Consider the following 13,065-nt stretch of genomic DNA (forward strand, 5'->3'; position numbering starts at 1 on the left):
CTCCCGTCGGGTCGGTACCGGTGGATCTTAGGCGCCTTCTGTTCACATACCCCTTGACGCCGACCCCGCCATGCTCTTAATTGGTTCAGGCAACGAACAAATGCGGGCCTCTCCGGGAAGCAACGACGCTGTGTGGAGGAGATCAGATGATCCGCAGACGACTCGGGGCCGTGGGCAGACGACTGGTGTCCGCCGCGGCCGTTGTGGTGCTTGGTCTGTCCGTCACCCAGACAGCGACGGCCGCGCCCGCGGCGGATCCGGGGTTTCGGGCGCTCGTGTTCTCCAAGACTGCCGCGTTCCGGCACGACTCGATCCCCGATGGCATCGCCGCGATCCAGCGGCTGGGGCAGGAGCACGACTTCACCGTCGACATAACCGAGGACGCCGGCGCGTTCACCGACTCGAACCTGGCGAAGTACCAGGTCGTGGTCTTCCTCTCGACCACAGGGGATGTCCTGGACGACACTCAGCAGGCGGCGTTCGAACGCTACATCCGTGCTGGTGGCGGGTACGCCGGGGTGCACGCCGCCGCTGACACCGAGTACGGGTGGGCGTGGTACGGCTCGTTGACGGGGGCGTACTTCAAGCAGCATCCCGCGCCCCAGCAGGCTGTGGTCAAGGTCGAGGACCCGGCTCACCCGTCGACGAAGGGCCTGCCGACGCTGTGGAGCCGGACCGACGAGTGGTACGACTACCAGACCGATCCACGGCCGAACGTGCACGTGTTGACCGAGCTGGACGAGAAGTCGTATACCGGCGGCACCATGGGTGCGGACCACCCCAACACCTGGTGTCAGGACTATGACGGCGGCCGGTCCTGGTATACCGGCCTCGGTCACACCAAGGAGAGCTACACCGAGCCGAACTTCCTGCACCTGCTGCTCGGCGGCCTGCAGACCGCCGCCGGTGTGGTCCCCGCGGACTGTTCGGCGTCGCTGGACAAGAGCTTCCAGAAGGTCACGCTCGACGACAACACGTCCAACCCGATGATGCTGGACGTCGCCGGCGACGGCCGCGTGTTCTACATCGACCGGTTGGGTGACGTGAAGGTGATCCGGCCGGCCGGTGGCGTGCTCACCGCCGGGCACCTGGACGTGTTCACCGCCAACGAGAGCGGCCTGCTCGGTATCGCGCTGGATCCGAGGTTCACCACGAACAACTGGATGTACCTGTACTACTCGCCGAACGGCAAGGACGTCGACCGGCTGTCCCGGTTCACCGTCAAAGCCGACAACACCTTGGACATGACCAGCGAGAAGGTAGTGCTCGAAGTCCCTGTGCAACGCGCGGAGTGCTGTCACCACGGCGGCGGCATGGTGTTCGACCCGGGTACCGGTGACTTGTGGCTGGCCAACGGCGACAACACCAACCCGTTCGCGTCCGACGGATACGCCCCGATCGACCAGCGAGGCGGCCGGTCGTCCTGGGACGCGCAGCGGACCTCGGCCAACACGAACGACCTGCGCGGCAAGGTGTTGCGCATCCATCCACAGTCGGACGGCACGTACACCATCCCGGTGGGCAACCTGTTCGCGCCCGGCACGGCCAACACCAGGCCCGAGATCTACGGGATGGGTTTCCGCAACCCGTTCCGGATCGGCATCGACCCCAAGACGCACAAGTTGATGGTCGCCAACTACGGCCCCGACGCCGGCACCGCGAGCGCTACGCGCGGGCCGGAGAACACGGTCGAGTGGGACATCCTCAACCAGCCGGGCAACTACGGCTGGCCGTACTGTATCGGCAACAACAAGGCGTACAACCAGTACGACTTCGCCACCGGCACCTCCGGCGCGCTGTTCGACTGCGCGCACCCCGTGAACAACTCGCCGAACAACACCGGTCTCACCGCGCTGCCGCCCGCCCTGCCCGCGATGGTCTACTACCACTACAGTGCCGACCCGGCGTTCCCCGAGATCGGCGGCGGTGGCGCGCCGATGGCCGGCCCGGTCTACCGGTACGACCCGGCGCTCGGGTCCGACCGCAAGTGGCCGGCGTACTGGGACGGCAAGGAGATCTTCGGCGAGTGGAACCAGAACAAGCTCTACTCCTTCCAGCTCAACGAGGACGGCGGAAAGCTCACCGACATCAACCAGATCTTCCCGTCCTTCACCTTCAAGAAGCCGATGGACATGAAGTTCGGCCCGGACGGCGCGCTGTACCTGATCGAGTGGGGATCCGGTTTCGGCGGCGACAACACCGACTCCGGCATCTACCGGATCGACTACGTCCAGGGCAACCGGGCGCCGATCGCCAAGGCGACGGCGGACCGGACGTCCGGCCCGGCGCCGCTGGCCGTGCACTTCTCCAGCGACGGCTCACGTGACCCGGACGGCACGCCGATCACGTACGCCTGGGACTTCGACGGCAACGGCACGACCGACTCCACCACCGCCAACCCGACGTTCACGTACCCGACGAACGGCAACTTCAGCGCGACGCTGACCGTGACCGACCCGAGCGGGAAGAGCGCCACCGCCAGCGTGCCGATCGTGGTGGGCAACACCGCGCCGACGGTCACGTTGAACCTGCCGCCGAACGGCGGTGTGTTCGACTGGGGCGACCAGGTTCGCTTCGGTGTCACTGTCACCGATCCGGAGGACGGCACGATCAACTGCGACGACGTCAAGCTGCAGTCGATCCTCGGCCACGACACCCACGGCCACCCGCTCGACCAGTACACCGGCTGCAACGGCTTGGTGCAGACCACGCTGTCGTCCGGGCACAGCGACGGCGACAACGTGTTCGGCGTGCTTGAGGCCAGCTACACCGACAAGGGCGGGGCCGGTGGCGCGGGGGCGTTGACCGGGCGCGCCCAGGTGATCCTGCAGCCCAAGCACAAGCAGGCCGAGTTCTTCAGCGCCACCGGCCGCGTCGCGGACGGCACCGGGACCGGAAACCCCGGCGTGCAGGTGGAGACCGCGGCCGACTCGGCGGGCGGGTTCAAGGACATCGGGTTCATCGAGGACGGCGACTGGTGGTCGTTCGACCCGGTGAACCTGAGCAACGTGACCGCGCTGCGGTTCCGGGTGTCCTCAGGCTCCTCGGGCGGGACCATCGAGGTGCACGCGGGCGCCACCGACGGGCCGTTGGTCGGCTCGGTCGTAGCACCGGTGACCGCCGGCTGGCAGGTCTACACCGACGTGACGTTAACGCTTGCTAACCCGCCGACGGCAACCGGACCGCTGTACTTCGTGGCACGTAAGGCGGCCGGCAACAACGGCGGGTTGTTCAACGTCAACTGGGTCGACTTCGTCGGCAAGGGCGTCACCGAGAACCAGCGACCGGACGTGAACGTGACCGGCACGCCGGACCGTGGCACGGCGCCGCTGACGGTGAACTTCCACACGACCGCGACCGACCCGGACGGTGACACCCCGCTGACGTACAAGTGGGACTTCGGGGTGGCCGGCGCGCCGCGGCCGAGCACCTCGGACGCCGCCTACACCTATCAGGTGCCGGGCAGCTACGAGGCGATGGTCACGGTGACCGACACCAAGGGCGCGGCCAGAACCGAGCACGTTCCGATCACAGTGGACAGTCCGGGAACGAGCTGCCTGACCGGCCGGTCGGACGGGTTCGACGGTCCGCTTGACCGTACGAAGTGGACGGTCATCCAGGAGAACCAGGACCTGAGTGTGTCTGGTGGCAGCCTGCACATCCCGACCGCCCTTGGTGAGATCTACGGGACGAACAACAGCACGCCGGTGCCCAACATCGTTGTCCAGGCGATGCCGTCGGGCGCCTGGCAGGCCACCACCAAGGTCACCATGGCCGCGCGGAACGCCTACCAGCAGGCCGGTCTGGTGTTGTACGGCGACGACGACAACTACGCCAAGCTGGTGTTCGAGGCGCGTGGCACCAACGACGCCAACGCCCGGATCATCCAGTTCATTCGTGAGGACAAGGGTGTTCCGAACGAGGTCGCCGACTCCAACACGGGCAACCTCGGCGCGTCCTTCCCGGACACCGCGTACGTCCGGCTGGCCAGTGACGGCACGCACCTGACCGCGTCCTACTCGGCCGATGGCGTGTCATGGACCCAGATGCCGCAGACGGACAAGCTGATCGCCGGGATCCCCAACCCGCGGATCGGCCTGATGTCGTTCGCCAGCACCGGGAACCGCCCGGTGATCGACGCGGCGTTCGACTGGTTCCAGATCACGCCGGACGCCACCGCGACCACGCCGCCGAACGACGAGTTCACCGGCACCGCGCTGAACACGTGCCGCTGGGCGACGGTCGTCCGGCCCGACCCGACGGCGGAGCGTGTCACCGGCGGCAACCTGGAGATCGACACGCAAACCGGTGACATCTACGGCACGGGCAACACCAACGCTAAGAACTTCACGTTGCAGACACCGCCGAGCGGTGACTGGACCGTGGAGACGAAACTCGACGGCAGCGCGTTCACCGAGGCCTACCAGCAGGGCGGCCTGATCGCATACGCCGACGACGGAAACTACGTGAAGCTGGATTATGTAGTCGACAACGCGCCGGGCGCGGTTCTGGTACGCCGGATCGAGTTGCGCAGCGAGTCCGGTGACGTCGTGCAGGATCCGCAACCACAGGCCACCGGCCTCGGTCAGGGTGTGTGGTGGTTGCGGCTGACCAAGCAGGGCACGACGTACCACGGGTTCTACTCCGCGGACGGGACGACCTGGACGGACGTCGGCCAGGCGGTGACCAACGCGCTGTCCGGCAAGGTCGGGTTGTTCGCCCTTGGGGCCAACCAAACCGGGTCCAAGACGGCGAAGTTCGACTACTTCCACGCCTCCTGGGGCCAACCGGCCGACACGGACGCGCCAGTCACCGCCCTGACCGCCAACCCGGCCAACGCCAACGGCTGGTACACCAACCCCGTCACGGTCACGTTGGCGGCGACCGACACCGGCAGCGGTGTGGACCGTACAGAGTATACGGTAGACAGTGGAAACTGGATATTGTATACCGGGCTGTTCACCGTGAACGTGGACGGAACCCATCAGGTGGGCTACCGGTCGGTGGACAAGGCGGGCAACGTCGAGACTGCCAGGACCGTCGAGTTCAAGGTGGACAGTCAAGCGCCGACCGTCACAGCCACCACGACACCTGGGGCGCCGGATGGTCAGAACGGTTGGTACGCCTCGAATGTCTCGGTAGCGGTAACGGCGGCCGACTCGACGTCCGGGATCGCCGGCACGGAGGTCAGCCTGGATAACGGGCCGTGGACGGCGTACACGGACCCGGTCAGCGTCCCCGACGGCAGTCATGTCGTGGCGTACCGGGCGACGGACAAGGCCGGCAACACGGTCTCGGCGAGCCTGCCGATCAGGAAGGATACGGCCGCGCCGCTGACCACGGCCCAGTTCGCGGCGCCGAACGACGACGGCTGGCACGCCGGCGCCGTACCCGTGACACTGTCCACAACGGACGCTTCGGCGGGAGTTTCGGGCACGCAGTACTCGCTTGACGGCGGACCGTGGAAGCCCTACACCGAGCCGGTGAACGTGACCGGCGACGGCACCCACACCGTGGCCTATCACTCCACCGACAAGGCGGGCAACGTCGAGCAGGACAAGGCGGCGACGGTCAAGATCGACGGCACCAAGCCGACAGTTCTCGTGTCCGGCGTGGCTGACGGCCGGATCTACGGCGACAGCCAGGACCTGCGGATCAGTTGGCAGGCCGTGGACTCCACGTCGGGCATCAAGACCGTCAGCGGCGCACTGGACGGCAACGCCTACGCGTCTGGCACCCTGCAGGCACTGTACGAACTGGGCCTGTCCATCCATTCGCTGTCGGTGACAGCGGTGGACAAGGCCGGGAACCAGACCGTGCAGACCGTCACGTTCGGTGTCACCACGTCCACCAGGGACCTGGCCAACCTGGTGGACCGGTACCGCGCGGTCGGCTGGCTGTCCCAGGCGGGTGCGAACAAGCTGCAGGCGCAGCTCACCAAGGCCCGCAAGGCCGAGGCGGGCGGCAACGACAGCAAGACCGTCAAGGAACTGCGGGCGTTCCGCCAGTTGGCCGCCGACCAGTTGGTGGTGGACGTCAAGCAGACCCTGACCCGGGACACCGACGCGATCATCGCGCGGCTGACCGGGCCAGGCGGCCGAGTGCGATGACAGGGGACTGAGGATGCGACATGCCGGTGTGCTGATCACGTGCCTGTTCATGCTCCTCGTGACCGGCATGCCGGCGTCCGCGCACGGCGGCCCGATCCGGCTGGAGGTCCAGGGCGACGGCGGCCAAGGCGTCACCGCCACCGTGACCTACCAGAACGACGGCCATCCGGTCACCGACGAGGTCGTGCTCAACTTCACCGCGGTGACAGCCGACGGACGGGCCTTCGGGCCTGTCCGGATGGTGGCCGCCGCCGAGGGGCAGTCGTTCTACGTGAGCGAACAGTCGCTTCCGGTGGGGGCGTGGACGGTGACCGTCATCGCGACCCGTCCGTCGGCGGCGACGAAAACCGCGGCGGTCACGTCGAAGATCCTGCCCGCCAAGCCCACACTGACCGTGCCGTCGAACGATTCGACCGTGGTGATCCTCGTCGCGGTGAACGGCGTGATCCTCCTCGCGGTGGCCGCCGCCATCCTGCTTCGATGGCGGCGAACCCACTCCTGATCATGTACCGTGGCGGCGTCGGTATACCGCCAACTGGGGGACACGTGAGCTCGTTCGAAGTCGGTTTGCGAGGGACGTCCGCGTACGAGGAGGCGACCAAGGTCTTCAACACCGCGGCGCCCGTCACACCGGTCGCGGCGGTCACCGCCACCACAGTCGACGACGTCCAGGCCGCGGTCGAGCACGCCCAAGCCCAGGGGCTGCGCGTGCGTACCTTCACCACCGGACACGCGTCGCCGACGTTCGCGCCGATGACCGACGCGTTGCTGGTCCGTACGCGGCTGCAGGGCGCCGTGGAGGTGGACGTCGACGCTCGGACCGCGCGCGTGCCAGCGGGTGCGCTGTGGGGTGATGTTGTCGAAGCCGCGGCGCCGCACGGGTTGGTCGCGGTGCACGGGACTTCGTCCACAGTCGGTGTCGTGGGCTACCTGCTGCGCGGCGGAATCAGCTTCTACGGACGTAAGTTCGGGGTCGCGACCAACTCGATCCGGGCGATCGAGCTGGTCACCGCCGACGGCCAGGTGCGCCGGGTGGACGCGGAGTCCGACGCCGAACTGTTCTGGGCGGTGCGCGGCGGCGGAGGCGGCTTCGGTGTCGTCACTGCGGTGGAGATCGCCCTGTTCCCAGTCCCGGCGGTGATCACAGGCGCGTCGTTCTGGCCGCTGGCGCACGCCGCCGAGATCGCCCAGGTGTGGCAGGCCTGGACCGTGACCGCGCCGGACATCGCGACAACCGCCCTGCGGGTGATGAACCTGCCGCCGATCCCAACCCTGCCGGTGGCCCTGCGGTCCGGCCCCGTGGTCAGCGTCGACGGCGCGGTGCTCAGCCAGACAACCGACCTCACCGAGGCCCGCGCGGTGTACGAGAGCCTCCTCAAACCCCTCCGGGCAGTCGCCGAACCAGTGCTGGACACCTGGCACGAAGCCGGCCCGGAAGACGTGCCCCAAACCCACATGGACCCACCGAACCCAGTCAACGCCCTGGGCGACCATCTACTCCTGAACGAACTCGGCCCGGACGGCATCACGAACTTCGTCCGCATCGCCGGTACAACCTCGGTGACGTCAGCCGAACTCCGTCAAGCCGGCGGCGCCCTGGGCGTCCCGGACACAAACGGCGGTGTGCTCAACCACATCGACGCCCGGTACGTGTACCACTACGCAGGCGCTGCGTCCGATGTGGACGGCGCCGCTAAGGTCCGGGCGGCTTTGGCACCTTGGGACACCGGGCGGACTGTCCCCGCCTTCGTCGGTAGCCGTACCCAGCCTCAGGGGCATTTGACCGACTCGCAGGTTCTTGCGGTCAACCGTGTGCGCTCGCGGGTGGATTCTGGTGGGCTTTTTCATGGTGATGTTAGTCTGGGGTAGTTCGGCTGGGTATTGCTCTTTTTCGGACCTTTCGAAAAGAATGATTGTGCTGGGCGCGAAACGTTGTTTGGTCACCTTGGAGTGTGGCTTCCAGCCTCGGGTTCCGGTTCCGGCGCTGGTTACCCTTCTGTGGTTCCATTCCAGCCAAAGAAAAATGATCCTCACCCAACCAGCGCTGGAGGTGTGGTCTGGTACCGGCGACCCTCAGGGCTGGTAAACACCAACACACCCTCACTGGGCTGATAAATATCCCAGCCGCTGCGCTCGCGGAGCAGATTGTGATACTTACACAACGCGGCGAGGTTGTCCGTGCTGCTGAGTCCCTGATCGCAATGACGGACGGTGTGGTCGATCTCCGACCGGTGGGCGGTGGTGGTACAGCCCGGCATGCGGCAGTGCTGGTCGCGTAGCCGGACGTGCTCGGCCATCGCCGGTGAGGGGAATCGGCGTGGACTGGCCTCCAACAGATGCCCAGCCGGGTCGGTGAGGATCCGCCGCCAGGTGGCATCACGCGCCAACTCCCGGGCATGCTCAGCCGTGATCGGCCCATAGCCGGACAGCACGCCGGGCTGCTCATTGAGGCCCATCAAGGTAGTGGCCGGGACGGTCACGTTCACCTGGACCTTCACCCGGTCCCGCTGCTCACCGAAGATCAATCCCAGCAACACATCCGCCCGGCACTGCCCCAGCGTCCGATCGGGAGTCTTGGCCTTGCGAGCCAGCTTGTCGATCTGCTGGTGGGCGGCCAACGCCTGCTCCGCAGTCAGGGCAGCGCTGAGGTGCCCCACCCCGTCCTCGCCTGCCATATAGGTGACATCACGCTCCTCCCGGGCAGCCACCCGACGACGTTCGGCCGAGCTCGGGTCGACCTTGATCACGTGGTAGCGGATGGAGTCGCGGAACCTGCTGGGGTTGGTGCGGCCTCCGTAGGCCAGCACCCGTCGCTCCACCCGCCCCGCATCCTCCACCGACAACACCTCGGTCAGGTCATCCATCGCCAACGCCCGTTTGAAGTCGATGTCCCCGGCTGTCAACGCGTCCACGGTCGCGGGTAGCCGAGTGGCGAGACGCTGTGCCCGCATGATCTGCGTGGCGGCAGCTTGCGGGCTGATCCCGATCTCAATGGCCACTTCTTCCCGCGCGCCATCAGCCAACTCGGCGTGGCGGCGGGTCGGTGGCCGCAACACGGCAAACCGAGCCAACACACGCACCTTGGCGGCCTCTGCCTCGGCGATAACCCGTTCGGCGGCGGTCAGGACATCCAAGCATTCTGACGCGGACATCTCCTCCACAGGAATGTCCACCGGCGGAAGCGGTGTACGAAAGAGAGATAGTTCCCCACCCATGCCTCCATGATACCGAAGAATTAAGGGTAGTGGCTAATCGAAAATTGAGCGAGGAGGGTCTTTGGCTGGAATGGAACCACAGAAGGGTAACCAGCGCTGGAACCGGAACCCGAGGCTGGAAGATGCACTCCAAGGTGACCAAACAACGTTTCGCGCCCAGCACAATCATTCTTTTCGAAAGGTCCGTAAAAGGGCAAAGGAAGGCGTAGACAACCTCACGAGATCAACAACCGAAGACCAAAGTCCGCCACCGAAAGCCCAAGGAGATCGCGATTACGTTCGGCCCATAGACCCGAAGCAAGGTCATCACCAAGGCGCCGAACAACCCGCCGCTCGACATCCAAACCAACCCGAGCCCAGACCGATATCCCGCGACGTACGTTCTCGTCCAAGTAAGCCTCGGGACGGCGCCAGTACGCCTCGAAGAAGCCGTCAGCGCAGTCCCAAGGGATGAGCACCGGCCGCACCCGAGCACCGATCGCACGGGCCAGTTCGGGCAGAGTGGGAAGCCCGACGGCCAGGGAGGCGAACTCGGGCAGGTAGTCGCGGGTCAGCCAGAACTGGCTGGGGTCGCTGGTGTCGCCTTCGAACACCACCACGCGGCGGGCGACCCGCCGCATCTCGCGCAGGCCGGCGATGGGGTCACGCCAGTGGTGCACGGTGGAGACGGCCATCGCGACGTCGAAGGACTGGTTCTCGAACGGAAGGTTCTCCGCGATGGCGGTTATGCATGGTGCTGCGCCTGCGGGGCGTTGCGCTTGCATAACCGCCGACGGCTCCACCGCGGTGACGTCGCGGTCGGGGGGCTCGTAGGAGCCGGTTCCCGCGCCGACATTCAGTACCGTCCGCGCATCGCCGAGCGCTGCCCAGATCTGCTCGGCGATCCGTGGCTCGGTCCGCCGCGTGACGGTGTAGGTGGTTCCGATGGCGTCATATAGCGGTGTGTTGGTCACGTTTCACCATATCGGCCGGCCAGCGGATCTGGGTGACGCACAGGCAGACGAGCAAGGCCGAGGCGGCGACCGCGGCCATGCCCCACACCAGGGTGGTGGCGTTCGTGATGAAGCCGATGACGGGCGGACCGGCCAGCAGACCGGTTGTGCCCATCGCCGCCACGAGCGTCAGCGCGTTCGGGCCTGCTTTGGCTGCGGCGACGTAAATGCACGGCGTCACGGCAGCCATGCCGAGGCCGACGCACGCGAACCCGACCAGCGCCGGCACGACACCGCCGAGCAGCAACGCGAACGCCAGTCCGCACGCGGCGAGCGCGCTGCCGACGAGGACGATTGTCCGGTCGCCCCACCGGGTCCGCCAACCGTCGGCGAGCAGGCGGGCGATGACCATCATGACGGACACGACCGCGATGCCCATCGGCGCGAGTTCGGCGGACGCGTTGACGATGTCCTTCAGGTACAGCGCCGACCAGTCGTTCATGGCGCCTTCGGTGATCGTGCCGAACACCATTGCCAGGCCGAGCAGGATGGTCACGCGCGACGGCATCGACAGCCGCCGACGTTCCTTCTTCTCCTTCCCCGGCAGGTCCTCGGTCAGCAGCCCGGGCCGGGCGTAACCGATCAGCAGCACCAGAATCGCCGCTGCCACGCCGAAATGTGCCGCCAACGTCTGCGTCAACGAGGTCACGCCGGAGGCGAGGAGGGCGGCGAGGAGCGTCCCGCCGCTGAACGTCGCGTGCAGCCGCGCCATCGTGCTGCGCTCGAACTTGACCTCCAGTGCGGCCCCTTGCGCGTTCATGGCGACGTTCAGGCATGCGACCGCGACCCCGTCGAAGCACATGACCACCAGCGCCGCCGGATAGTTCGGCACCACGGCCAGGGCCAGCAGCACCACGCCGAGCCCGAGACCGGACAGGCACGCGAGGTGACGGGACCCCAACTTGGCCATGAGCGCCGCCACGACCGGGAAGGAGGCGGCGGCACCCACTCCGCAGGCCAACAGCAGCACACCGACCTCGGCCGGGGTGAGGTCGAGTTTCGCCTTGAGCGCCGGAATCCGGGCCGCCCACGTGGCGTACTGGAATCCCAGCAGACAGAACAGCGCGGCGATCGCCAGTTGAGACCTGCGGAACGCGCTCACGTGTGTCAACCTTTCGGAAGGAGCGACCTGGACATGTACACGGCGTCGTCGCCGTAACCGCGCGGCAGCGGCACCTCGGAATGAGCGCGGAATCCGTTCGCGGACCAGAAGGCGTCGCTGCCCGCCACCGCGACCAGCGACATCCGTTCGTACCGATTCGACCTGGCCGTGTCGGTGAGGTGACCGAGGAGTTGACTGGCCAGGCCGCCGCCGCGGAAGCGGTCGGCGATGACGAGGTCGTGCAGGTGCAGGTTGCGTGAGTCGAACGGACGCTGTTCGACCTCGGTGAGATCCGGGCAGCGGAACATTGGATACGGCAACGCCAGGACGTACCCCGCCAACTGCTCGTCGACGTCCAGGACGAAACACGTCGCCGGCGAGGAGCGGGCCCGGGACTCCAGCGCGGCCCGCCCCTCCGACAGCGCCTTCTCCGAGTACGTCCGGGATTCCAGCTGGACGATGCCGTCCCAGTCGTCCCGCCGGATCTGCCGAATACTGTATACATCGTACACAACCTTGCGCGGCAACGGATCGAAGCCGTTGAAGCCCTCGGTGGTGTAGCTGGTGGAGTACGCGCCGCACGACAGGATCCACACCGGATCGCCGGACGCGACCGCTTTCGGCACCTCGACGAGACTGTGCTCGTGCCCGAAACTGTCGTCGCTGTCGCACGTCGGTCCCGCGATCACGGCCGGAATCCGTTCACCCGTGTGCGTCGGGAATACGAGTCGGTACCGCAGCTGGTCGATCTCATACAGGCCGTTGAACTTCCCGCAGCTCAGATACAGCCAGGGCTGGTGGCGGACGGACAGCCGGGACACGTGCGCCCGGATGGCGCCGTGGTCGGCGACCAGGTGCCGGCCGGGCTCCAGCACGAAGTCCAGCCGGCCCGGTGACACCTCCCGCAGTCGCCGCATGCCCGCCCGGATGGCCGCGAACATTCCGTCGATCGGCGGTTCCAGCGGCCGGCCCCGCCGGTCGAGATACCCGAGCGCGGGCAGCCCGCCACCGAGGTTGACGTGGTCGAGCACGATGCCACGCTCACCCAGCGCGGCGATCACCTCGGCCAGATCGTCGAACGCCTCGTGCCAGGCGTCGACGGTCATCTGCTGGGAGCCGACATGCACCGACAAGCCGGCCGGGGTCAGGCCCAGTGTCCGCGCGGTGTCCAACACGTGCACGGCATCCAGGCCTGAGCACCCGCACTTGTGGCTGAGTCCCCACAACGCACCGGTCCCGCTGGTGGCGACGCGGCAGAACACGCGGGAGGCGGGCGCGTGTTCGGCGATCGCGGTGACGTCCTCCACACTGTCGGTCGCGAAGTCGCGGATACCCATCCGGTACGCGGCCGCGATGTTCTCGTCCGACTTGATCGTGTTGCCGTAGTGGACTTCGGCGACCGGCACACCCGTCCGGAGCGCCTGGGCGATCTCGTTGGGGCTGGCCGCGTCGAACCCGGCGCCCTTCGCGGCCAGGCCGGCGAGCACCTCGTCCACCGGGCACGCCTTCATCGCGAACCTGATGGCGACACCGGGCAGTGCACTGGTCAGCGAGTCGTACTGCTCCTCGATCCCGGCGAGATCGAAGACGATCTGATCTTCCGCCGCGGCCGCCAATGCGGCCCGCAGCCTTGCGTTCCCGCGCAT

7 protein-coding genes are annotated in these 13,065 nt (G+C 67.0%); 3 read left to right on the top strand and 4 right to left on the bottom strand.

The window, feature by feature from the left end; genetic code table 11:
* Nucleotides 1–146: 146 nt before the first annotated feature.
* The 3 genes from EV192_RS48845 to EV192_RS48855 are packed head-to-tail and all read left to right on the top strand — an operon-like array spanning nt 147 to nt 7,979.
* Entirely contained in the window at nt 147–6,110 is a 5,964-nt protein-coding gene (locus tag EV192_RS48845; protein WP_132125643.1) for a ThuA domain-containing protein, read from the top strand.
* 13 nt (nt 6,111–6,123) lie between these two features.
* Nucleotides 6,124–6,612, top strand: coding sequence for a hypothetical protein (locus EV192_RS48850; protein WP_132125644.1), 489 nt, complete (start codon nt 6,124–6,126; stop codon nt 6,610–6,612).
* Nucleotides 6,613–6,656: 44 nt separating this feature from the next.
* On the top strand, nt 6,657–7,979 hold the full coding sequence (locus EV192_RS48855; protein WP_243727563.1) for an FAD-binding oxidoreductase: 1,323 nt from the start codon (nt 6,657–6,659) through the stop codon (nt 7,977–7,979).
* 161 nt (nt 7,980–8,140) lie between these two features.
* Here the strand turns inward: EV192_RS48855 and EV192_RS48860 are convergent, their stop codons facing one another.
* The 4 genes from EV192_RS48860 to EV192_RS48875 form a co-directional block, all read right to left on the bottom strand.
* The gene (locus EV192_RS48860) at nt 8,141–9,262 is read right to left on the bottom strand and encodes an HNH endonuclease signature motif containing protein (protein WP_165960999.1); all 1,122 of its coding nucleotides are present in this window, start codon (nt 9,260–9,262) and stop codon (nt 8,141–8,143) included.
* Between the two features lie 278 nt (nt 9,263–9,540).
* The gene (locus EV192_RS48865) at nt 9,541–10,278 is read right to left on the bottom strand and encodes a class I SAM-dependent methyltransferase (protein WP_132125646.1); all 738 of its coding nucleotides are present in this window, start codon (nt 10,276–10,278) and stop codon (nt 9,541–9,543) included.
* Complete coding sequence (locus EV192_RS48870) at nt 10,256–11,419, bottom strand: MFS transporter (protein ID WP_243727564.1); 1,164 nt, start codon at nt 11,417–11,419, stop codon at nt 10,256–10,258. The genes EV192_RS48865 and EV192_RS48870 overlap by 23 nt, the downstream gene beginning before the upstream one ends.
* A gap of 5 nt (nt 11,420–11,424) precedes the next feature.
* Complete coding sequence (locus tag EV192_RS48875) at nt 11,425–13,065, bottom strand: GNAT family N-acetyltransferase (RefSeq protein WP_132125648.1); 1,641 nt, start codon at nt 13,063–13,065, stop codon at nt 11,425–11,427.

The sequence above is a fragment of the Actinocrispum wychmicini genome (assembly GCF_004345645.1).
In the GTDB taxonomy this organism is placed as follows: Bacteria; Actinomycetota; Actinomycetes; order Mycobacteriales; family Pseudonocardiaceae; genus Kibdelosporangium; species Kibdelosporangium wychmicini.